General features: G+C 55.6%; 18 protein-coding genes and 1 tRNA gene. 7 read left to right on the top strand and 12 right to left on the bottom strand.

The window, feature by feature from the left end; translation table 11 throughout:
• Positions 1–74 precede the first annotated feature (74 nt).
• From TRICHSKD4_RS06440 to TRICHSKD4_RS06425, 4 genes are all read right to left on the bottom strand, one after another.
• Complete coding sequence (locus TRICHSKD4_RS06440) at positions 75–1,385, bottom strand: extracellular solute-binding protein (RefSeq protein WP_009466667.1); 1,311 nt, start codon at positions 1,383–1,385, stop codon at positions 75–77.
• A 422-nt stretch (positions 1,386–1,807) separates the two neighbouring features.
• The gene (locus tag TRICHSKD4_RS06435; protein ID WP_009466666.1) at positions 1,808–2,239 is read right to left on the bottom strand and encodes a YqaA family protein; all 432 of its coding nucleotides are present in this window, start codon (positions 2,237–2,239) and stop codon (positions 1,808–1,810) included.
• 99 nt (positions 2,240–2,338) lie between these two features.
• Positions 2,339–2,414 (bottom strand) — tRNA-Ala (locus TRICHSKD4_RS06430).
• A gap of 151 nt (positions 2,415–2,565) precedes the next feature.
• Positions 2,566–2,958, bottom strand: a complete 393-nt coding sequence (locus TRICHSKD4_RS06425; protein ID WP_009466664.1) for a TIGR02300 family protein — start codon at positions 2,956–2,958, stop codon at positions 2,566–2,568.
• Between the two features lie 208 nt (positions 2,959–3,166).
• Between TRICHSKD4_RS06425 and aroA the strand changes: the two genes are divergently transcribed.
• The 7 genes from aroA to TRICHSKD4_RS06390 all read left to right on the top strand — a co-directional run bounded on the left by aroA (position 3,167) and on the right by TRICHSKD4_RS06390 (position 9,613).
• Positions 3,167–4,522 carry a 3-phosphoshikimate 1-carboxyvinyltransferase gene (gene aroA / locus TRICHSKD4_RS06420; RefSeq protein ID WP_009466663.1) on the top strand — a complete coding sequence of 452 codons (1,356 nt, stop codon included), beginning with the start codon at positions 3,167–3,169 and terminating at the stop codon, positions 4,520–4,522.
• The gene (gene cmk, locus TRICHSKD4_RS06415) at positions 4,519–5,145 is read left to right on the top strand and encodes a (d)CMP kinase (RefSeq protein ID WP_009466662.1); all 627 of its coding nucleotides are present in this window, start codon (positions 4,519–4,521) and stop codon (positions 5,143–5,145) included. The genes aroA and cmk overlap by 4 nt, the downstream gene beginning before the upstream one ends.
• A gap of 273 nt (positions 5,146–5,418) precedes the next feature.
• Positions 5,419–7,113, top strand: coding sequence for a 30S ribosomal protein S1 (gene rpsA, locus TRICHSKD4_RS06410; RefSeq protein ID WP_009466661.1), 1,695 nt, complete (start codon positions 5,419–5,421; stop codon positions 7,111–7,113).
• Between the two features lie 177 nt (positions 7,114–7,290).
• Positions 7,291–7,719 (top strand): peptidylprolyl isomerase, encoded by a 429-nt coding sequence (locus tag TRICHSKD4_RS06405; RefSeq protein WP_009466660.1) that lies wholly within the window; start codon positions 7,291–7,293, stop codon positions 7,717–7,719.
• Positions 7,720–7,896: 177 nt separating this feature from the next.
• Positions 7,897–8,904 (top strand): signal peptide peptidase SppA, encoded by a 1,008-nt coding sequence (gene sppA / locus TRICHSKD4_RS06400; RefSeq protein WP_009466659.1) that lies wholly within the window; start codon positions 7,897–7,899, stop codon positions 8,902–8,904.
• On the top strand, positions 8,901–9,200 hold the full coding sequence (locus TRICHSKD4_RS06395; RefSeq protein ID WP_009466658.1) for an integration host factor subunit beta: 300 nt from the start codon (positions 8,901–8,903) through the stop codon (positions 9,198–9,200). Before sppA ends, TRICHSKD4_RS06395 begins: the two co-directional genes overlap by 4 nt.
• An 83-nt stretch (positions 9,201–9,283) precedes the next feature.
• Positions 9,284–9,613: a lipopolysaccharide assembly protein LapA domain-containing protein gene (locus tag TRICHSKD4_RS06390; protein WP_040616444.1), complete on the top strand. Its 330-nt coding sequence runs from the start codon at positions 9,284–9,286 to the stop codon at positions 9,611–9,613.
• 252 nt (positions 9,614–9,865) lie between these two features.
• Here TRICHSKD4_RS06390 and TRICHSKD4_RS06385 read toward each other — a convergent pair whose 3' ends face one another.
• The 8 genes from TRICHSKD4_RS06385 to TRICHSKD4_RS06350 form a co-directional block, all read right to left on the bottom strand.
• Complete coding sequence (locus TRICHSKD4_RS06385) at positions 9,866–10,477, bottom strand: trimeric intracellular cation channel family protein (RefSeq protein ID WP_009466656.1); 612 nt, start codon at positions 10,475–10,477, stop codon at positions 9,866–9,868.
• Between the two features lie 76 nt (positions 10,478–10,553).
• A complete protein-coding gene (gene grpE, locus TRICHSKD4_RS06380) occupies positions 10,554–11,183 on the bottom strand; it encodes a nucleotide exchange factor GrpE (RefSeq protein ID WP_009466655.1) in 630 nt (209 codons plus the stop codon).
• Positions 11,184–11,306: 123 nt separating this feature from the next.
• The gene (gene trxA / locus TRICHSKD4_RS06375; protein WP_009466654.1) at positions 11,307–11,627 is read right to left on the bottom strand and encodes a thioredoxin; all 321 of its coding nucleotides are present in this window, start codon (positions 11,625–11,627) and stop codon (positions 11,307–11,309) included.
• A gap of 86 nt (positions 11,628–11,713) precedes the next feature.
• The gene (gene addA, locus TRICHSKD4_RS06370) at positions 11,714–15,238 is read right to left on the bottom strand and encodes a double-strand break repair helicase AddA (RefSeq protein ID WP_009466653.1); all 3,525 of its coding nucleotides are present in this window, start codon (positions 15,236–15,238) and stop codon (positions 11,714–11,716) included.
• Positions 15,235–18,411, bottom strand: a complete 3,177-nt coding sequence (gene addB / locus TRICHSKD4_RS06365; protein ID WP_009466652.1) for a double-strand break repair protein AddB — start codon at positions 18,409–18,411, stop codon at positions 15,235–15,237. Before addB ends, addA begins: the two co-directional genes overlap by 4 nt.
• Positions 18,412–18,414: 3 nt before the next feature.
• Positions 18,415–19,149, bottom strand: a complete 735-nt coding sequence (locus TRICHSKD4_RS06360) for a nucleotidyltransferase family protein (protein WP_009466651.1) — start codon at positions 19,147–19,149, stop codon at positions 18,415–18,417.
• Positions 19,150–19,156: 7 nt separating this feature from the next.
• Positions 19,157–20,722 carry a bifunctional tRNA (adenosine(37)-N6)-threonylcarbamoyltransferase complex ATPase subunit type 1 TsaE/phosphotransferase gene (locus tag TRICHSKD4_RS06355; protein ID WP_009466650.1) on the bottom strand — a complete coding sequence of 522 codons (1,566 nt, stop codon included), beginning with the start codon at positions 20,720–20,722 and terminating at the stop codon, positions 19,157–19,159.
• A 14-nt stretch (positions 20,723–20,736) separates the two neighbouring features.
• A complete protein-coding gene (locus tag TRICHSKD4_RS06350; RefSeq protein WP_083782745.1) occupies positions 20,737–23,250 on the bottom strand; it encodes a PAS domain-containing sensor histidine kinase in 2,514 nt (837 codons plus the stop codon).
• Between the last annotated feature and the right edge of the window lie 182 nt (positions 23,251–23,432).

The raw sequence follows: 23,432 nt of genomic DNA, 5'->3' as shown, positions 1-23,432 counted from the left end.
AAGTAAAACAATGAGGCTCGCCAAAACCAGGACCTTGCACAGACTGCAGCCCGTGCAAGGTCATTCAACGACGATTAGTTTGCTGTTGTCTTCGCGAAACGCTCGAGCAGTTTGTTGCCATCCGCTTCGATGGTGGCAAACGCATCTTCAACGGTCGCTTCACCCGAGAGAACCTTGCCGTATTCGCGGTTCATGACATCGCGGATCTGAACATAGAAGCCCATCCGATAGCCCTTGGTCCAATCACCACCTGGCAAGGTCAGCTGCTTGATGCCGATTTCAGCAGCCGGTGCACGGTCGTAGTGGCCGTCTTTTTTCGCCAGCTCATAGGCAGCATTTGTGATCGGCACATAGCCGGTTTCTTTATGCCACATGTACTGAACTTCCGGAGACGTCAGGTACTCAAAGAAGGAGGCGACGCACTTGTTTTCACCATCCGGCTTCCCGGACATGGAGAAGAGCGCAGCACCACCGATGAACGTGCCGGTGCCAGCACCTTCAACAGCATCCCAATAAGGCAGGTAAGTAGCCGAGAACGGGAACTCAACCGTCTTGGAAATACCACCGAAAGAACCAGAAGACCCGAGCCACATGGCTACCTTGCCTTCGTTGAACGGTGTCTGGTTATCACCCCAGCCAGTGCCATAGTAGCCGAACAGACCTTCGTCGAGCCAACCTTTGACGGCCTTGAAGTGGTTCTTGATCGGGTCACCGAAAACCAGCTGCGTGCCTTCAGCGCCATCATAACCGTTGTTATTGGTTGCGAACTGAAGATTGTGGCGAGACTTGAAGTTCTCTGTGAAAATCCACGGCAAGTGAGACTGTGCCAACGGAACGTAACCAGCTTTTTTCAGCTTCGGCGCGATTTCCTGGAACTCTTCCCAAGTTTTCGGAGCTTCTACGCCAGCTTTGTTCAGCGCATCTTCGTTGTAGTACAGGATCGGTGTCGAGGAGTTGAACGGCATGCCGATCATTTTGCCAGCGCTGTCGGCATAGAAATTTCGGACGCCTTCAATGTAGTCGTCCTTGTTGAAGCCAACGCCTGCACCTTCAAGGATATCCTGAGCGGGTACAACTGCACCGGGTGCGCCAATGATGGTCGCAGCGCCGGCATCAAAAACCTGAAGGATGTTCGGCTGCTCGCCTGCGCGGAAAGCCGCAATACCAGCAGTCAGGGTCTCTTCGTACGTTCCCTTGTAAACAGGTGTGATGGAGCAAGCATCCTGAGAGCCGTTGAAGCCGTTGGAAATATCAACGACGACTTCGCCCAAGCGACCGCCCATTGCGTGCCACCAGGAAATCTCGGTTGCGGCGTAAGAAAAGGTGGATGTGCCAAGCATTGCTGCCGCAGCAACCAAGCCAGCGACCTTTTTTGCTGAAGTCATATCAGTCTCCCATGTTTCGGGCTCATCCCGAGTTTAGACCTGTCGGAATTGCCCTTGATTTTATGGGCATCCGTAATAAATGCCCACCTCCCCTAGAATGTTCATATGAATGGAAAATGTCGCTCATATGAACATTTGACGACAATGTGCCCCGGCACCACGGTCATGTCCATAAAATATTTTCGTCGGCTAATTATATTTCGCCAAACAAAGCCCACCTCAAAATCCGTCTAAATATCTGACTTTATTGACATCACAAGATTGCGAGACCTCGTCTCGCCTCATCTGACGTAGCGAATTCCTCGACCGGAAATAGAGCCAAGCAAATCCACATCGGCTAGCTCGACATTCCGGCCAGCAACTAAAATCGGCCGTCGCATTGTCACATTGGGGCACAAATCTCGACGTATCTTGTGGTGGCGCTACAGAACGCCAAAGATAAGCAATGCGACAATTGAATAGCGCGCGGTTTTCGCGATGGAGACCAATAGGAGAAACCGCCAGAACGGCTCTTTGAGAAGGCCCGCAACAAGCGTGATGGGGTCACCTATGATGGGGGCCCAGCTCAAAAGTAGGCTCCAGTACCCAAATCTTTGATACCACGTTTCAGCGCGGGCAAGCTTTTCGCCTGATGCTCGAGATCTTTGAAGCAGCTCCAACCCGCGCACGCCACGACCAAGAGCCCAGTTGACCACCGAACCGAGCGTGTTCCCTAAACTTGCAACAGCAACCAGCGAAAAGACTTCGCCCGGGTGCTCGCTAATCAAGTATGCGAGCCCCAGTTCTGACTGAGCCGGAAGCAAGGTGGCTGCCAGAAATGCTACGATGAACAGAGAGACAAATTCTGTTGTCATCTAACCTGACCTCCGAACCTGCCCTTGAAAGAAGCAGCCATGGCCGAAGACTTGCACAAAACAAGCGGAATAAATTGAGATCGTGGAGGAAAAGAAAAATGGTGGAGCCAAGGGGAATCGAACCCCTGACCTCTTCGCTGCCAGCGAAGCGCTCTCCCAGCTGAGCTATGGCCCCGTACCATTGTTGAAACCGGCTTGGGTGTCCGGCGCTGATGGAGGCGGAACATATCCATGCCGCCTCCATTGATCAAGCAGAAAATACAGTCTTTTTTGCGCAGCGCTGTGGAAAATGGCAAATGCGAAAAAATACCTGACTTTTCCGGCTATTAGGTTTCAGAGTCGTCTTCGATTTCTACGCGGATACCTGGAACCGCGTCGTCATCTTCTTCATCTTCTTCAAGGAAGACGTCTGCCGTCTCATCATCGTCGTCGTCTTCAATCTCAACGCCGTCATCATCGAGATCCGGCACATCATCGCCGCCTTCTGCCTCGGCATCCGCTTCTTCGAGAGTAACGATTTCCGGCGCTGCTGCGTCTTCCTCGTCCTCTTCTTCCTCAGGCTTTTCTTCAGCCTTGGCTGCCTTGGCTGCGCGCGAGGTCATAACGATCTCGAATATCGTGCCGCATTTCGGGCAGGTTATCGGATCCCTGTTCAGGTCGTAGTATTTTGCGCCGCAGCTCGGGCACAGCCGCTTGGTGCCAAGTTCCGGTTTTGCCACTGTGCTCACCCTTCGTTGTTATCGTGTTCGCCGCGCCCCTTAGCCCCAAGGGCAGGTCGCTGTCAAAGCCAAATCACTCGTTTTATACATTCCATGTTCTGTTCTGCACGGGTTCGCCAAAATTTCAAGCCGTCAAACGGATGACGGGCCGTGATCCACATGATAGGAAAGGCTCCCCAATTTCTACGATAAGCTTTGGAAGCCTTGCATGTCGCATGCCTCAGCCCCTACTCCTCTAACCGCCAACGCCGCTGGCCCATTGCGCGGCACCGTCACCGTACCCGGTGACAAGTCGATCTCTCACCGCGCGCTTATGTTCGGTGCGCTCGCTGTCGGCCGGACCACTGCAACCGGACTGCTGGAGTCCGAAGACGTCCTGGCCACTGCCGACGCCATGCGGGTTGTCGGTGCTGTTATCGAAAAAACAGACAATGGCACCTACACAATTGACGGCATCGGGCTGGGTAGCCTCCTGGAACCGGAAAGCGTGATCGATTTTGGCAATGCCGGAACCGGCGTCCGCCTGACCATGGGCATTTTTGGAACGCATGACATTGCCGCCACCTTCGTGGGAGATGCGTCACTGTCCAAACGCCCGATGGGCCGCGTTCTTGATCCCCTGCGTGATATGGGCACAAACGTTGTCGCCCGCTCAGGAGACCGGTTGCCCGCAAGCATTCGCGGCGCCAAGAACCCGCTTCCCTTGACTTACCGTGTCCCGGTTGCCTCGGCTCAGGTTAAATCCGCGGTTCTTCTTGCAGGCCTCAACGCGCCGGGCACAACAACCGTGATTGAACCGATTGCAACGCGCGATCACACGGAAAAAATGCTCAAGGGATTTGGCGCAGATATTTCCGTCAAACTGAACGATGACGGCGAACGCGTGATCACCCTTCAAGGTCAACCGGAGCTGAAACCACAAGCGATTGAAGTTCCAGCCGACCCGTCTTCGGCTGCCTTTGCCATTGTGGCTGCTCTAATCGTGCCCGGCTCCGATGTGACGATTGAAAAAGTGCTCTTGAACGAGCACCGCATTGGCCTGATCACAACACTCATCGAAATGGGCGGCGATATCGAAATCGTAAACCGCCGCGAGACCGGCGGCGAAGAGATCGGCGATGTGCGCGTGAAGGCAAGCCAGCTGAAGGGAATTACAGTTCCGGCCAAACGGGCACCATCCATGATCGATGAATACCCTGTGCTTGCCATTGCTGCTTCCTTTGCCGAAGGCGACACGCATATGCCTGGACTTGATGAGTTGCGTGTCAAGGAGTCCGATCGCCTTGCAGCTGTGGCACGAGGCCTTGAGGCGAATAACGTACCTTGCGTTGAGGGTGAGGACTGCCTGACGGTCACTGGTGGTGCTGCCAACATTGGCGGCGGAACCGTGGTCACGCATCTGGACCACCGGATTGCCATGGCCTTTTTGGTTCTGGGCATGGCCAGCCATTCGCCGGTAACCGTTGATGACGGCGCGGTGATCGCAACCAGCTTCCCGACCTTCACATCGCTGTTTCGCGGTCTGGGGGCAAATATAGAAGAAAACGAAAGTATAGCCGCATGATTATTGCGATTGACGGCCCTGCAGCTTCAGGAAAAGGGACGCTGGCTCGTCGGCTGGCAGAGCACTTTGAGCTCCGTCATCTGGATACAGGCCTTACCTACCGCGCCGTTGCGGCCGCGCTTCTCGCCAAGGGGCTCCCCCTTGGTGATGAAGATGTTGCTCTGGAAATCGCGAGAAACCTTGATCTGGCCCATATGGACAAGTCCATCCTCTCCTCTCACGAAATCGGCGAAGCAGCGTCCCGCATTGCCGTTCTTGGCGGATTGCGCGAAGAGCTGGTGGCCCTGCAGAAATCTTTTGCGAACACGCCTCCTGGCGCTGTTTTGGATGGCCGCGACATTGGAACGGTTGTTTGTCCCGATGCTGATGTGAAACTCTTTGTCACTGCCTCCGTTGAGGCCCGTGCGCGTCGTCGAACCGATGAGATGTTGTCCAAGGGACAGGAGGCTGAATTCTCCTCCGTTCTGGATGACTTGAAGCGCCGCGATGCCCGTGATAGCGAACGAACTGTGGCTCCGATGCGTCAAGCTGAAGATGCCCACTTGCTTGATACGACGGAAATGGATATAGAAAGCGCGTTCAAAACGGCTGTGGATATCGTTTCCCGCGCCCGTCTTTCCTGACCTTTTGGGGTTCGTCCGATCGACGTGCCCAGTTTTGTGTTAGGAAATTGCGCTGCAGCGGCACTTCATTTGCCTTGAACATTTGGAATTCCGGCGCAATGCGCCGTGGCTTTTAGAAATCGGATCCTCTGCATTCCGACCGCCGGCCGACAAGCGGGGCACTTGCCTTGCTTTCGGAAGGAACTGTGACTTTAGCGGTTCCCGGAATGGGGTGGATTCAATGTGCAACACAAACCCGCCGGCGGTCTGCCAGATTTGGCACCAGGAGTATGAATGTCTGAACTGAACCCCTCCACTGATGATTTCGCGGCTCTTTTGGAAGAGTCCTTTACCCAGACCGACCTTTACGAAGGTGCTGTTGTCAAGGGTACTGTCGTTGCTATCGAAAAAGACCTGGCCGTTATCGACGTTGGCCTGAAGGTTGAAGGCCGTGTGCCGCTGAAGGAATTCGGCGCAAAGGGTCGTGACGGCGAAATGGCTGTCGGCGACGAAGTCGAAGTTTATCTTGAGCGTGTTGAGAACGCTCTGGGCGAAGCTGTTCTGTCGCGCGAAAAAGCTCGCCGCGAAGAAAGCTGGGTCCGTCTGGAAGTTGCTTTCGAAGCAAACGAAAAAGTCACTGGCCAGATCTTCAATCAGGTCAAGGGTGGCTTCACTGTTGATCTCGACGGCGCTGTTGCCTTCCTGCCGCGCTCTCAGGTTGATATCCGTCCGGTTCGCGACGTGACCCCGCTGATGCACACACCGCAACCGTTCCAGATCCTGAAAATGGACAAGCGCCGCGGCAACATTGTTGTGTCACGCCGTGTTGTTCTGGAAGAGACCCGCGCAGAACAGCGTTCGGAACTCGTTCAGAGCTTGGAAGAAGGTCAAACTGTCGAGGGTGTCGTCAAAAACATCACCGATTACGGTGCATTCGTCGATCTCGGCGGCATCGATGGCCTGCTGCACGTCACCGATATCGCGTGGCGCCGCATCAACCATCCGTCGGAAGTTCTCACGATTGGTCAGACCGTCAAGGTTCAGATCATCCGCGTCAACCAAGATACGCACCGCATCAGCCTTGGCATGAAGCAGCTTGAGACTGATCCGTGGGACGGCATCGAAGCCAAGTACCCGCTGGAAGCCAAGTTCTCTGGCCGCGTGACCAACATCACCGACTACGGTGCATTCGTGGAACTGGAGCCGGGCATCGAAGGCCTGATCCACGTTTCCGAAATGTCCTGGACCAAGAAAAACGTCCATCCGGGCAAGATCGTTTCCACTTCTCAGGAAGTCGAAGTGATGATCCTGGAAGTCGACCCGGTCAAGCGCCGCATCTCCCTGGGCCTCAAGCAGACCCTGCAAAACCCATGGGATGCATTCGCAGAGCAGTTCCCGGTCAACACCGAAGTCGAAGGCGAAGTGAAGAACAAGACCGAATTCGGCCTGTTCATCGGTCTCGACGGCGATGTGGACGGCATGGTTCACCTGTCCGACCTCGACTGGAACCGCCCTGGCGAGCAAGTCATCGACGAGTACAAGAAGGGCGACATGGTTCGCGCTGTTGTTCTTGATGTTGACGTTGAAAAAGAGCGTATCTCGCTCGGCATCAAGCAGCTTGGCGGTGACCCGATGGAATCCGGTGCAGCTGGTGAGCTGCGCAAAGGCTCTGTCGTCACTTGTGAAGTCATCGAGATCAAGGACGGTGGTCTGGAAGTCAAGATTGCAGACAGCGATCTGACAGCCTTTGCACGCCGTGCTGACCTGAGCCGTGACCGCGACGAGCAGCGCCCGGACAAGTTCTCCGTTGGCGACAAGTTCGACGCCCGCATCACCCAGTTCGACAAGAAAACCCGCAAGGTTGCCGTGTCGATCAAGGCTCTGGAAATCGCTGAAGAAAAAGAAGCAGTCGCACAGTATGGCTCTTCCGACTCTGGCGCATCCCTTGGCGACATTCTGGGTGCCGCCCTCAAGGCACGCGACGACTAAGTTTCGTCTTGCTTTTAAAGGCAAAAATAAATCAGGAAGGCCCGGTTTTTACCGGGCCTTTTCTTTGTTTAAAGCCAATCGGTTGCGTTCTGGAGCATGCCGTGCCACACCCAAGGACTTTCGTACGTTCGGATTTCGACACATGAAACGCCAAACCATTTGAGGACGACGTATTACATGAGCATAGCAAAAAGCGGCGACAAGGTCCGCCTGCATTACACCGGTAAGCTGGATGACGGCTCTGTCTTCGACAGTTCCAATGGACAAGCTCCTCTGGAATTCGTTGTGGGCTCGGGGCAGGTCATTCCAGGTCTCGACAAGGAAATTCCCGGCATGCAGGTCGGTGAAACAAAAACCGTAAAGGTGCCGTGCGACGAAGCCTATGGACAACACGATCCATCTGCGCGCCAATCAGTTCCGCGGGAGGCGATCCCTGCTGATATCCCGCTGACGCCGGGCACCCAACTTCAGGCGCAGGCCGAAGGCAACCAGATTATTGCAGTCACCGTCGTCTCGGCAGACGAGACCGAAGTCATTCTCGACGCGAACCATCCGCTGGCCGGCAAGGATCTAACCTTTGAGATCGAACTTGTTGAATTGGTCTGATACTGCCCAATTGCAGCCGAACCCGCTTTTTGGCTGACGCAGCGAAAGATCCCGTATATCGTCGGTTCTGTTCGACTTTTGGTGCAGGATATTTTTTATCTAAGCATTTGCATTTCAGAGGAAATTGCCCCTATCTAGGGGCAACATCACCTCCAGCATAACGGAGAAGTTGACTTTATGTCTGTCGATGTCGACTCGCTTCTGGACCGCCGCCAGCTCCGGCGCAAGGTTACATTCTGGCGCATCGCTGCCTTCCTTATTCTGGCCATCGCGCTCATCTCACTCATCGCTTATGTCTCCGGCGCTGCTGACGCTTCCAAGAAAGGCAGTCATATCGCCCGCATCGAGATCGATGGTGTGATCACGGATGACTACGAGCTGCTCCAGCGGATTGAGCGTATTCGCGAGCATGACCCTGTCAAAGGCGTGATTGTCGCGATCAACTCTCCCGGTGGCAGCACTACGGGCGGCGAAGCCATCTATAGCGCCCTGCGCAAGCTTGCAGAAGACAAGCCGGTTGTGTCAGAGATCCGCACCGAAGGCGCTTCCGCAGGCTACATGATCGCGATGGCTGGAGATCACACGATCGCCCGGTACAATTCGATCACGGGTTCTATCGGCGTTCTCTTCCAGTACGGCAACTTCAAGGGCCTGCTGGACACGATCGGCGTTAATATGGACGCCGTAAAGAGCTCGGACCTGAAAGCCGAGCCTGATTTCTATTCAGAGGCCTCACCAGAAGCGAAAGCCATGTTGGCAAAGGTGGTGAAGGATTCTTATGACTGGTTTGTTGATCTGGTTGCTGAACGAAGAAACATGGACCGGAACGCGGCTCTGAAACTGGCTGACGGCAGCATCTACTCCGGCTACACGGCTCACAAACTCGGGCTGATTGATGCCATCGGTGGTGAAGAGGTTGCGATCCAGTGGCTGGAAAGCGAAAAGGACCTTTCCAAAGACCTTCCGGTTATCACATGGCGCCCAGAGCAAACCGAAAATGGCCTGCCATTTGTCGGCGCGATTTCGCGCAGTTTCGGTATTGGCGTCGCTGAAGGCCTTGTTGGGGAGGCAAAAAGCGCTAAGGGGCTGATTCCTCGGGGTCTTACGCTTGACGGCCTTGTGTCGGTTTGGCAGGCTCCGGACTCGGCGGCTAACAAAGCAGCGGTTCCAGGGGGCACTCAATGATAAAATCAGAGCTTGTGCAGCATATCGCAGAACAAAACCCGCATCTTTATCAACGAGATGTCGAAAATATCGTAAACGCAATCCTTGACGAGATTACCGAGGCCCTTATGCGGGGTGACAGGGTTGAACTGCGTGGCTTTGGTGCATTTTCGGTCAAAAATCGTCCCGCACGCATTGGTCGGAACCCACGAACCGGCCAAAAAGTTGAAGTCGAAGAAAAGCATGTCCCGTTCTTTAAAACCGGCAAGGAAATGCGCCTTCGGTTGAACGATGGCGTGGATCACGGCGACGACTGATTTTGTTGTGCCGGAAAGATGACGTATATCTACGTTAGCCTGTCCGACACACAGATAGAACCCAGGAGACACCCGTGACCCGTATGGTCAAAAACATCATATTGTTTGCTGTAGCAATCATTCTGGTGCCGCTGTCCGTGGCCAATCGCCATACGGTATCCATTGCGCTCAACCCGTTTGATCCAACGGATCCAAGGCTGACAATCCCGGACGTGCCCTTGTTCTGGGTGATTTTCGCCTGCCTTGGAGTTGGCATAGTTCTTGGCGGCATTGGCGCATGGGCAAAGCAGGGCAAGTGGCGCAAGGAAGCGCGCATGAAACGCCGTGAGGCTGACAAGTGGCACAAGGAAGCCGATCAACTGCGCGAACTCACCGAAGGTGGCGACCCAAACCAACCACGGCTGCCCGCGTAAAGTCTCCTAGCTGACGTAATCCGAGTTTTAAAAACCGGCTGCCTACTTGCGAAGAATGGCAGCCGGTTCTCTTTTATGTGATCGCCTCTTTAAAACGGCTTTGGGCATCTTATCTAGCAGGTTGAGGGGGGAGTTGTCAGAACTTGATGGAGCACTCCCATGATGACCACACTTGCCTATTGGGCAAGCTTGCCGACCGTTGCACTTTCAATTGCTGTTTATGCAGCGGCGTGCGGTTTGGCGTAAGTCACGTTATCTGGCGCTGCCTGCACCATAGCAGGGCAGCGTCCAGCTCCGCTCAATAGCCCCACCTCTCAGGATCAGTGCACCGGCGAACCCGATTAATGCTGCGGGCCAAATTCCAATGCCAAGGTACTCCAGCCCGACAAAAAGCCCTGCACCAAAAAACGCAGCGCCCACATAGATCTCTGGCTTTGCAATGGCAGACGGTTCCCCTGCAATGGTATCCCGCAGAATGCCACCGAATGTTGCCGTGGAGACACCCATCAAAATGGCAACCAACACTGTGTCACCAACAGCAAGCGCTTTAGCCGCTCCTATCACAGAATAAGCGGCCAGACCAACAGCATCGGCCCATCGCAGCGGCTTTCCGAAACGCTCAACTTGAGCGGCCCCAAACCACATCACAACGCTCACCCCGAGACACACCAGCAGATAGCCATCGGATTTTGTCCAGAAGACAGGAACACCCAACAACAGGTCGCGAAGGGTTCCTCCGCCGATACCGGTCAAGCTTGCGAAAAACAGAAAGGCAATGAAGTCGAGGCCTTTGCGGGAGGCAAGGATTGCCCCCGAAACTGCAAAAACCGCGACACCCAGATAGTCCAGAAACTGAAATAGCATCGCGGTTCCATGTTTGGGTCGGGACCCTAGTCCGCACTGATCTGTGCAACTGTCCAATCAGCGCATTTGCAGCTAATCAAGCGCTTTTATCGACAGTTTGACCGGGCGCTGCGCCATCGGCCTTGTCAGCTGCAGGCACATCTTTCGGACCACCCTTGGCAACGCCGACCATGGCCGGACGCAAGACGCGTTCACCAATGACATAGCCAGCCTGCACCACCTGAACGACAGTGTTGTTCGGCACGTCCGGATTTGGAACTTCAAACATGGCCTGATGGAAGTTCGGATCAAACTTCTGGCCCTCAGGTTCCAGCTTTTTCACGCCGTTCTTGCAGAGCTGGTTCAACAGCTCGCGTTCTGTCATTTCAACGCCTTCAATCAAGCCAACGAGCCCTGCAGCTGCACCAGCGCGTTCTTCTTCCGGCAGGGAATCCAGCGCACGGCGCAGATTGTCGCCCACTGTCAGCATGTCGCGGGCAAAGGTGGAAACAGCATATTGCTTGGCGTCGCTGACCTGCTTTTCGGTGCGGCGACGAAGGTTTTCCATTTCCGCCATTGTGCGCAGAACCTTGTCTTTCAGTTCTGCGTTTTCAGCCATCAGGGCCTCTACCGGATTGCCACCCGCTTCTGCTTCGGCCTCGTTTGGCGCATGTGCTGCCTCGTTGGCTTCCATTTGCTCTTCCGTTTTGATGTTGTCGTCGCTCATGGAGTGTCCGTTCAAATCTCTTGAAATTTATGCTGCGCGGCCTCTTTACACGCAACAGAGCGGATACGCCAACCGCATATCCGCTCAGAGCCGTTCAGCAATTCATTTTTCAGGCTTTTAGGCTCAAATGGAGCTTTTGATCCAGTCAGCCAGCTTGTTCTTCGGAGCTGCACCGACCTGTTGAGCCATTGGCTCACCATCCTTGAACATGATCAGCATCGGAATGGACCGCACGCCGTATTTCATGGCGGCGTCCTGGTTCTCGTCGATGTTCAACTTGGCGATCTTAACCTGACCGGCCAGCTCTTCGGAGATCTCTTCCAATGCCGGTGCGATCATTTTGCACGGGCCACACCACTCGGCCCAAAAGTCCACCACTACCGGTTCGGATGACTTCAGGACGTCCTCTTCAAAAGACGCATCTGTAATCGTGTTTGTTGCCATGGTTCGATCTCTTTTGCGATGTGTTTTGAGGCCAACCTCAATCGGCACCTCAGTCGGTGGGAACGTAGGGAGCCGAGCGGCCTTCGTCAAGAAGCAGTCCCGTCAGGCTTTAGTCCCTTGAAAGTTTCCTCCAGCAGGTCATCCGGCATCAACATCAGTGCAGGTTGTGACGTCCAAAGCAGCGCAGCCATTATGGCCTTGCCCGAAAACACGCCCTTCAGGAGCTCGCGATAAACCGAAAGCTGGGCCCGGTATTCTGCTGAAACTTCCTCAGGATGCCGTGGCACGCTCACGTTGGTTTTATAATCGACGATCAGAACGTGATCTGGACATTCAACCAACCGATCAATTTGTCCCGACACGGCAATTTCCGCTCCGCCGGTAGTCAGGATCGTTCCGGCAACGGGCACCTCTGCCCGTGCCGTCTCTGCAAAAAGCGACGCGAATTCTTCGGACAGAAGGATCTTCTGTATTTCGTCAGATAGTTCCGACTTTCGGGCTTTGAATGCATCAGGCAGCGATGCATCGAGAAACCGGTCAATGGCCCCGTCTCGGTCTTCAGCCGGCATCTCCGGCAAGACCTCAAGAAGCCTGTGCACAATGCGCCCTCGCTCCAGCGGCCACGACGGGTCTGCCAGTCGGCTCTTGAGCCGTGCGCTGGTAGGGACAGGATCGATTCGTTCCTTCTCCTCCATCACCTCAAAAACTTTAGAAGGCTGCAATCGACGTTTGCGCGGGAGAGGCTTGACCGGTTTGGCCAGCCACTGTGGCGGGGGTGGAGGTAAGTCCAGCATCGGCGCTGTCTCTGTCTGGGCGTCAGAGTGATGGGTTTCCTGCAGATCCATTACTTCAGGGTCATTTGCAGCTCGTTGCCATTGCCACGCTGTTGTCTCGCCAACGGTGTTCTTGATTTCCCGTGCATCAGCTGTCAAAGCTCGAGAGACGAGATTGTACCAACCGTTTTCCGGCGCCCCACTTTTGGGTTCCCAACCGCAGACCACCAATCGGTCTTCGGCGCGCGTCAAAGCCACATAGAGAAGGCGTCGATACTCTTCGGCTTGTGTCTCGTGACGCGCCTCAATAGCGGAATTGTGCCATTGGGTGCGATCAGCCTTGGTCGGCAACCAGACAAGTGCAGGCGGGGCACCAGCGACACCGCTTTCACGCGGCAAAAAGGCAGGGTCATGGGTCGCGTTCACTGGCTTTGAACCCGGATCAACAAGGATCACAACCTTTGCCTCAAGGCCCTTTGAGCCATGCACGGTCATGACCCTAACGAGCCCTTTCGTGCTGGTCAGCTCCCGTTTGATTTCAGTTGGAGCCGCCGCCATCCAGGCCAAAAACCCCTCAAGGCCAGGAGTGCCGGTTTGTTCATAGGCCAGCGTAAGGTTCAGGAATTCGTCCAGAACATCGTCCACTTCGACGCCGAGACGTTTGCGGAACTGCCGTCGTCCACCATCCGCGGACAAGAGGCGCGAATAGAATTCAAAGGGCGGCATGAAGTCGGCACGCGCCCGCCAGATGTCGAGACGAGAGCGCACTTTCTCCCACTTCGGCATGTCCATGCCACGGGATACCAGCCCCTGCCACAAAGTCCCGGCTCTGCGCCGTCCATCCGGATCACGCGCGATTTCCAGCAGGTCCTCATCGGTCAACTGAAAGAGTGGGCTTTTGAGAACTGCTGCCAGCGACAAGTCATCTTCTGATAGCAGAAGAAACCGCCCCAACGCCGCCAGATCCTGAACCGCGATGTGGTCTGTGAGCACCAACCGGTCGCTCCCTGCCACGGGAATACCGCGTTGTTTCAGTTCCCGGTTTAGAATCTCAACAAACGCGCCACGCTTGCGCACAAGCACCATGATGTCACCGGGCGCGACTTCCCCCTTTTCCATCCAGTCTCGGATCGCCGTGCTGATGCGCTGCGCGACCCGAGCTGGTGGTGAACTGATACCAACATGGTCGATCGGCTCTCGCCAGTCTTCAGGTTCTACAACATCCGCTTCCTGCTCCAGAGGCCAGATCTCTACCAGTCCTGGATCTCGGCGGATCGCTTCGTGAACCGGTGCTTTCAGTTCCTGTGATAGCCCTTGATAAGCGTCGCTTTCCTTGAACACCTTGTCCACCGCTCCCAGCACATCAGGCGTGGAGCGGAAGGAGAGTTGCAGATCGACGGAGTGGAACGTGTGTTGAGCGGCTTCCGCATGTTTTGAGAATTGCCGCCGCATGGCGTCAAAGTAAGCCGGAACTGCCCCTTGGAATGAATAGATCGACTGTTTTTCGTCCCCCACAGCGAACAGCGTGCGAACCCGGTCGCTCGCACTTTCGCCGGAAAAGAACTCTGCAGCCAGCGAACTGACCACCTGCCACTGACGGGGACTGGTGTCCTGCGCCTCATCCACCAAGATATGATCAAGACCCTGATCAAGTTTGTACTGAACCCAGAGCGCTGCATCGGAGCGCGCTAACAGCCGTGCGGTTTTGACCACCAGATCCTCAAAATCGAGATAGCCCTTGGCCATTTTGGCGTTCTCGTAGCGCTCAATAACCGCGTGAGCCAATTCCAGCAAAGCCCGCGTCCCCACAAAGGTGACAATGAGATTCCGTTCCTCAAGAAGGTCGAGGAGCCTTTGTTGCTCCGCCACCAGAGCGTCGATAACAGCCGGATAGGCTTCGGCAACGCCCTTGTTCGCCAGCTTTTTTCTCGGCTCCATTTTCTGGGTGAGGAACAGAGGCAGCCAGTGTTTCTTGAACTTTTCCGGATCGGTGATCACAGCCGCGCCTGCCAGCGCATCTGCCATTTTAAGGTCGTTCCCGGACCCGGCACGAAAGGCTTCCGCGTAGCTCAGACAGGTATTTGGATCGAACGGACATTCAGACAAAAACCGTGCTTCCAGCGCGGCAAGGTCAGAGGTTTCCGATATACCAAGTTCAGCCGCCAACTCAGAGATGGCATTCGTCAGACCACCCTTATCTTCCACCCAGCGGCGCAGGTCATCCCGGTTCTGAATGAGTTCATCCAGCGCTTTTTCTGCCGTGCCATCCGCCATGAGGCCGATAACGGTATTGAGAGCATTGCCGAGTTCGCTGTTCGGGTTGGTTTCTGCCAAATGCAGAACGCCCCCCCGCGCTTCGGCCATCAATTCTGCACCGATCCGATCATCCAGAACCTGAAAATGACCGGCGACATTTGCTTCCAGTGGGAACTGATGCAGCAAAGCCTCGCAAAAACCGTGGATGGTCTGGATCTTCAAACCCCCCGGTGTTTCCAGCGCTTCTGCAAACAAGCGCCGGGCAAATGCCACCCGCTTTGCATCCGGTGTTCGGCCCTCAATTTCCTCCAGCTCATCAGCAAGGTCTTTGTCGTCTTTGGTGACCCACTCCCCAAGGATCTTGAAAACCCGGGTCGCCATTTCAGCGGCAGCAGCCTTGGTAAAGGTCAGTGCTAGAATTCGCGAGGGATCGGTTCCGTCCAAAAGCAAACGGACCACGCGGCGAGAGAGAACAAAGGTCTTTCCAGACCCGGCATTCGCGCTCACCCAAGCCGATGCCCGAGGTTGGGATGCCCGGTCCTGACGTTCCCTTGTCAGTTCAGGGATCTGAAAACCGCTCATGCCTCGTCCTCTCCGGCGGACGACCATTCAGCCACCCGTGCCAGATGATCAAAAGGCCCGGCAATATCGCGTTCCTTCATCACCCGCGCCCGCGAGAGATACCCCGTTTCCGGTTTGGAATAGTGAACGACAAGGGTTTCCAGGCGCGCAAAAGCATCTTCACCCAACTCTTTCAAGTCGCAGTCTTTCGGATTGCGCGGCGCTTCGATGACAGGGTCTGTACCGCCCTTTAGTTGCAGATAAAGAAACTCGGAAAAACTTCTATCTGCCGGGATATCATTGAACCCGGCCCGCGTGATCATCGCCGCTTCCAGCGGCAATTGCGGTGCGAGCAGCGCTTCCACTTGTTTGAGACTTGGCACCTGACCGGTCTTGTAATCCAGAATGGCGATGGACCCGTTTTCCATGACGTCGATCCGGTCCGCTCGACCTTTCAGGAGGAAATCAAGACTGGGCAATTTCAGGTCCACACCGCCACCAACTTCCAGATAGCGGTGCTCGACCTTGGGCGCACGCCGAGCTTCGAAAGCCACAAATCCGTCAGCAATGCGCAAGAACCGTGGCCACCAAAGCGCCCGCACAGACGGGAAGGCGTCGAGCGGGGCAAACAGTTTCTCACCTATGGAGACCAGATGGGCAACCGCCGTTTCGTTAAATGGGCCGTCCCAATCACTCAAGAACTTGGCTAGGGCATCGTGGATGATGTTGCCCTTGTCCGCCGCATTCGGTTCGCCCCCAATCGGGTCTACGGGCTGCAGATCCAGAACGTGACGTGCAAAAATCGCATATGGGTCACGGATCAAACGTTCTATTTCCGTAACAGACAATTGCTTTGGGCGAATGGCAACGGGTGGCGCCGGATTGGGGCGCGGAGCAGGTGTAACAAGCCCATCGGCGCGATCAATCGCTTCGGCCAAGTCGGAATAGACAGCACCACGGCCTGACATATCTTTTGTAATATCCGGCCCGGCCAATGTCGTGAGGCGTTGCAGCCAACGCGAGGCCACGGTAGGAGCGCCGTCCGCCCGAGCCGCACGCGCTAGAATGACCGTTTTCGCCCCAAACCCCATGCAAAAATCATGGGCAGACGCCCCGATCCTGCGCTCAGGAGGTTCCAAGCCGAGGTCGCGCTTCATTGGTCGGTTCAACCACGGATCGTTTCGCGTCTTCTGGGGCCACGTTCCTTCATTCAGGCTGCCGAGGATCACACGATCAAATTGCTGCAGGCGGGCTTCCAACGGCCCAAGGATCTGCACTCGGGGATCACCGGGAAGCCTGCGACGGACGGCGTGGCCTGACATCAAGGCGGTCAGCACCGCTGGCCAATCTGCCGGTTTCAATTCCAAACCTGTGTCCTTGGCCGAAAGCAGTTCGACCATGAACGCAGCAAAGACATCGCCCGCCTCTTCAGCGTATAGCTCATCGGGACTGCCCGTCTCATCTTCGGCGATGGCGGCAACTGCCCGTGCATGTGCTTCGGCCAAGTCTAGTATCGGCATCGGAGCTGTTAAATCAGCAATCGCCTCAAGGGGGGCCAGCGCGTTACCCAATTGGGTGACCAGATCGCTTAAAACCGTCCAGTCTGCCTCATGGATCTTCTTCCAGCGTGGTAGTTCCCGGCTGGTTCCCTCTTCCGCCATGCGTTTCTCGGCTTCAAGCCGCGCGGCGTCCACTGCGTCCTTTAATCCGGCCGTTCCGGGTGCTGCGCGTGGGCCACGAAGCACACCACGCTCCAGTGCGCGTGCAGCTGAACGGTTATCCTTTGCCGGGAGGCCCAATCTGCAAAGCGGATGTTTTAAAAGCGCCAACAGGTCCAGCGGATCACACCCATAAAGCGCCAGTTTGGCCGTCAATATCGCCAAAATCGCAGGCGGTGTTTGGTCAAGCGGACGTCCAGCGCTGTCGTCGACCTGAATTTTCCAGCGCGCCAATTCGCTCGCCACACGCCGGGTCAAGAAGCGATCCGGAGAAATCAGCGCAGCCGTCTCGCCCACTTCCAACGCTTCGCGAAGAGCAATGGCGATGCTCAACGCTTCATCGGCTTCGTTTCGTGCAGCAATGAGGCTGACATTCTCAAGAGCAGCAGCTCTTTCCTTTTCCCTTACCCTACCAAGGTAAGCCATCCAGCCGTCAGATGTTTCCGCCGGACGCATGGCCTCTGACAACAGGCGCTCTCTGGCCTGCAAGGCTGGTTCTGGTTTTTCGCCGAGACAAGAAACGGCTGACCGGTCGACCTGCAATTCGCTCAAGATTTTTTTCAGGGAATATTGCGGGTGCGCTGACAGGCCGGGCATAGATTTGCCGCCCGGTTTGATTATGGTGCCAGCTTTTGGCGATGGGCCTTCCAGCGCCTCCCAGGATGATGTGTCCATTGTCAGATCGAGCCCCGGCAGGACAATGGCACTGCGGTCGAGGCGAGAGACGGCTTTCAAAAGAGCTGCGGTTGCAGGCACTGACCCTGTGACACCAGCCACAATCACCGGTCCCTTGGGCGGGTTTGTCAAAAGCCGTTCAGCTTCCTTGCGAATAAGCGCAGAACGGCGCGCCTTTGGGTCCATTAAGCCTCGCTCGGCGAGATGAGCTGGCCAAGCCTCTTGAACGATTTTCAGAAAGTCGAGTGTGATTTGCCAATATCTTGCATGGTCATCCGGCACCAGCTTGGCAATGTCGGACCAATCGGCTTCCTCCGTTTCGATCTCGTCCATCAAAGACAAGAGGTCTGCGGCCAGCCATGCCGCATCCGCAGCGGAAGCCGGAACACCCAGCGGTTCGTTGAGCCCGAGGTTCAACACTTCTCGGCGAAGTGCTCCTTTCCACGCCATCACCAAGCGCGTCATCGCCAAGTGACGTTCCAGCACAGGCATCGATGGCGGCAAAGCTTCGCCATCTGCCTCCGCACTCAAGAGCTGCAGGTCTTCTTCTGTATCTCCAACGGGCCGGATCACGGGCAGGAGGACCGGCTTGCCGCCGAACAAGTCCTGAAATATCTCCGGCAGCAGCCGTGCTGCACGTCTTGTCGGCAAATAGAGCGTTGCCGTTGGCAACAAGAGCGGATCATCCAGCGGTCGAAATCCTGGCACTAAGGTGCCGTCAACGAGCGCCGTTGCCAGCGTCTTCAGGAACGGAACAGAGGATGGAATCGAATAGACAGAGGCGGGTGCGGATGCTTGCATGAATTACGCCGCGCTTTCGCGCACGGCATGTTCTGCTTCAACAATGGCTTCAGGCGTTCCGACATGCAGCCAGATACCTTCCATCTGAACTCCGTAAAGGCGCCCGGCCTCAATCGCCTTGTCAAAGAGAAGGTTCATTGAAAAGGCTCCATCCGGACTGCCTTCAAACAGGCGTGGGTGCAAAATTGCGGCGCCTGCATAAGCAAAGGGGGTGATGCTGCGCTCTTTGCGACGGATCAATTGGCCGTTCCTCGCCATATCGAAATCGCCACGCCCGGAAAAGCCAACGGCATTGACCGTCTCGGCAAGCAGCAACAGCGCATCCATCCGGTCGTCATCCCAAGCCTCTATCATGTGCTGGAGATTGGGTTTGACCCCTTCGATCCAGTAGGCGGTGTCTGAGTTCAGTTGGAAAAACGGCTGGTCGCCCAAGTCCGGCAGGGCCTTCTTGATGCCGCCGCCGGTGTCCAACAAACCATCGCGCTCATCGGAAATCCGGATTTCCATGTCTTTGCGGCGTTTAACATGCACCTCAACAAGATCGGCCAGATAATGCACATTAACAGCACAGACCTTGACGCCAATCTCGGCCAATCGGTCCATGCCATGATCAATCAGCGCCTTGCCATTGACCTCAATAAGCGGTTTGGGTGTTGTCGCAGTTAAAGGGCGCATCCGCTTTCCCAGCCCGGCGGCCAAAATCATCGCATGCGAAGGCCGAAACTGCCCCTGTCCCATTTAATCTTTACTCCCCAGTCCGCTTCAAAAACAGGCCGGACTTTCCAAACCAGTCCTTCAAACCTGTCAATGACGGATGCTGCAATACGCGGTCCATATACCCGATCAGGCGAGGCGCATGAACGAGATATCCCGGCTTACCGTCCCGCTTCGCCAAACGGACAAAGATGCCCAGAATTTTCGTCAAACGCTGTGCCGCCATGATGGCATAGGCAGCTTCAAAGCGCACGCGATCAAACCCCGGATTAGCCTGCTGCCTTGCATCGAAATAGGTCATCAACAACTGCTTTTCCAGCTCTCCGGACACGTCAACACGTGCATCCAAAGCCAAAGAGGCCACATCATAAGCAACAGGACCCCAAACCGTGTCCTGCAAGTCAATCAATCCAATCCGGTCATCACCGTCTTTGTCTTGTTGCCAGAGGATATTCGGTGAGTGGACATCCCGGAGCACCCAGCTGCATTCAGCTTGCTGCGCGTCATTGATCGCAGCAGTCCAAAGCGCACGAAACGCCCGTCGATGTTCATCTGAAACGGACCGCCCCAATCTATCCGGTGCGAACCAGTCCACATAAAGATCTGCTTCGGTCAAAAGCGCATTTAGTGAGTAATCCGGAACGTCATAAGAACCACCATCTGGCAGAGGGACATTCTGGGGCAGAGGCTCTGAGTGCAAACGCGCCAAAATCCGCATTGCGGCATGATAGCGGTCCGGGAATGGTGCTCCCTCATCATCTACAATGCCTTCTGACCCCAAGTCCTCAAGAAGCAGCATACCGTTGGTAACACTAGACGCCAGAACCCCGGCAGCGCCGAAGCCGCGACGCTTTAGCTCTCCCGCCACAGCTACGAAGGCCCGACAATCAGGCGCGCGGTGAACAAGAGCATTGTAGGAAAGCGCTTCTGGTGTTGCCGCAGCCCCTTCTGGTTCTGGCCAATCCATCAAGATGGCAGATTTCTTCGATAGAACTATTCGCTCAAAATTTCGGGCCGAGGCATCACCGGCAATGTGGGAGCGTCCTGCATTTGAATAGTCATTTTCGATCAGAAATCGCCGGAGACCCAAAGTTCGCTGAACGCGCTTTTGCCAGTCCGGATTGTCGGACTGAAAGGCCGCAGTACGGACGGCCTCACCATCCGGCCCGACTTCTCCGGTTTCCGTCAACTGCAGCCAAAGAGCGTTTTCCGGCAAAAGGTCGGCTGCCATTTCCGGCCACTCGATGAGTGCCGCCCCGGTTTCGAGAACCTCTGCAAGGCCCAGTTCCTCAACTTCTTCCGGTTCTTCGAGCCGGTAGAGATCGAAATGTGCGACCTCCAGCCGGTCGAGCCGGTAGGTTTGAACAAGCGTGAAGGTCGGGCTTGGAACTTCCAGTTCCGGATCACTTGCAAGGCTTCGCAGGAGCGCGCGAGACAAGGTTGATTTCCCGGCACCCAAATCACCCGATAGCAAGATCGCATCACCAGGCCGCAGGATTACCGCCAAGTCCTCCGCCAGCTGGCGCGTTGCGTCTTCTGTTTCCAGTTTTAGGGTGGTGAAGGGCGAACTGAGGGTAGCGGGAGCCTGACCGGACATGAGCGACCGGCCAATTATTCCGCGGCGATGCTGCCGGAAAGCTCCGGCTTGGCAGGAAAGGAACAGGTCACCGTTGTACCCTTGCCTTCTACGCTGTTGATGTCGACCTTGCCGCCATGCAATTCAACGAAACTCTTCACGATGGACAGGCCGAGCCCTGCGCCCTGCCGCCGTGCACCCGCATTATGTCCGACGAAGCGATTAAAGACCTGAGTCAAGATGTCTGCAGGAATTCCGCAGCCATGATCCTTGACCACGAATTCGACGGCTTCGTCTTTTCGATTACAGACCACATCCACAACGCCTTCTTCCTCCGAATAGCGAACGGCGTTTGAAATTAGATTGTACAGAACCTGACGAAGTCGCTTTTCATCGGCCACCATGCTGCCAATGTTGTCCGGCACATCTGTTCGCAGGTTGATCCGAGATTCCGCCAAGCGATCCTTCAAACCTTCAACAGCGGCTTCTACAGTCGCTGCCACATCGACTTCACTCAGCTCCAGCTCCATGATGCCGGCATCAAGGGTCGCAAGGTCCAGAATGTCATTGATAATAGCCAGAAGCGCGGAGGAGGATGAGCGAATATAATCTGCATATTCGCCCTGTTTTTCCGACAAATCTCCAAACTTTGGATCCGTCAGCAGTTGCGCAAAGCCGATGATATTTGTGAGCGGTGAGCGCAGCTCGTAGGAAACGTGCTGAATGAATGCGTTCTTGAGCTCGTCTGCCTGCTCCAGAGCTTCGTTCTTTTCGACCAGCGCCCGTTCAACATTCACACTATCGGTGACGTCCACAAAGGTGACGAGGGTTCCACCATCGGGCAACGGAACAGTTGCATAGTCGAGGACGGCCCCGTCATGTCGTTCCATGCGATTGGCAACCGGCGTGCGGTTTTCCAACAGGCTGGTAACATTTGCGGAAAGGCGATCCCATGCCTCCTGCTCAGCAGGAGAGAGAGCGCAGGTGCTTTCAAGTTGATTGACGTGCGGCAGTTGGGAAAGGCGGTCTTCTTCGAAATTCCAGATACGGCTAAAGGCCGGGTTCCAGAGGCGCAAACGACCATCGGACCCAAACACAGCCACAGCTTCAGAGAGGTTCTCAAGCGTTTCACCCTGCACGCGGATCAATGCATTATAACGGCTTTCAAGATCGAGACGCTCTGTAACATTCTCATAGATGTAAATCACGCCGCCTTGCGGGTGAGGACTGGCAACGACGCGTAGCGTGCGTCCGTCCGGCAAGTGCCACCAATGCTCTTTCGTCTCAACAGACTGGTAGCTTTCCAGCATTGTGTTGCGCCAGACGCGATAGTCTGCCTGCTCCGGCAGCTTGCGAGCGGCGCGCAACGCATCGAGCACAGCACCATCTTCCGGGGAGCTTTCCAAAAAGACGGGCTCGAGCTCCCAGAGCTGACGGAAAGCTTCATTATGAAACTGAAGCTTCCGGTCGCCGCCGTAAATCGCAACCGCGGTTACCAGCTGATCCAGTGTCCGGCCATGGAATTCTTCTGCGCGTGACAGTTCCCGGCGAACCTGATCCAATTCGCTGATATCAATGGCAACACCCGCGCCGCCAACATTGGCAGCCACATCCGTCACTTCAAAGACCCGACGCTCTCCCGCGGCCACCATCGGAATACGCGCTGTAAAGCATCCGTCTTCATTCCGGTTTTTCCCGGCTGCATCGCGGGCCGCAGAATCAAGGAAGTCGTCGCCTTCCTTGATCGCCGCTTTCTGGTCTGGCGCATCAATCGCAGTGGCATAGGCCTGATTGACCCAAATCAGCTTGCCTTCCGCATCTCTCTGCCATGCCGGTGAAGGTAGAGCATCAAGGAGAGAGTGCAGCATGTGCAACTCACCGGAAATTTTCGCATTTCGAGCGGAGATCTCCGCTTGGATTTGCCGTTCGCCGGTCATGTCGCGCAACCGCAGCACGACGGCACCTCCCGTCGTCCGCCCAATGGCTTCCACGAAGGTGCCAACGCGCGTCGTCAGGGTCGTTGTGAACGTTTCGCCTGTGCTGAACAGCGCATCCAGTCGGCGCTCCAGATCAGAAGCGCATTTTGCAGACAACCAAGACCCGAAGGCCAAAAGCTGGTTGGTTGCCCTTGGCACTCCGGACTGTTCGGGAAGCACGCCCCACACTTGAGGCGCATTGCCGGATCCAGTCCAGACAACAATTCTCTGCTCATCGGAGTTGAGCATGGATTCAAGACGGTCAACCCGCAGCTTGAGTTCGCTTTTCTCACGATGAAGGTGCTCACATAGAGCCCCGGCTGCCCGGCGCTGGCGCAGATAAGCAACAGACGCTGTGATTGCGAAGGCGCACATGCCGCCAAACGCACCCAAAAGCATCATGGTATTGGCATCAATTGAGGGAAACGAAGAAGACATTTCATCAGCGGCGAAAGCCACACGAGGAAGCAGCAAGGTCGCACAGGCAGTTGAGCCCAAAACCTTTCCAGTTCCTAGAATCCTTCCAAGCCACGCCACGCGTTTACGCGCTGCGTTCAAGCCGCCTATCGGCATTCCAAATCCCCTTACGCCGCCATTATGTCCAGCGCGGGGCTTCACCCACTTGACGCTGGATACAAATCAGAAGCTTGTGCCTCTTGGCCCCTGATTCGTTAAAACCATAACCTTTTTGGGATTCGCGAAGAAGAGTCTCTTGCCAAAAAGTTAACGAGACCCACTGAAACAATGAATCACGT

Origin of the sequence: Roseibium sp. TrichSKD4 (assembly GCF_000148725.1) — a bacterium.
In the GTDB taxonomy this organism is placed as follows: domain Bacteria; phylum Pseudomonadota; class Alphaproteobacteria; order Rhizobiales; family Stappiaceae; genus Roseibium.
Note: the sequence above shows the minus strand (reverse complement) of the source record. Positions and strands in the feature narration are given on the sequence as shown.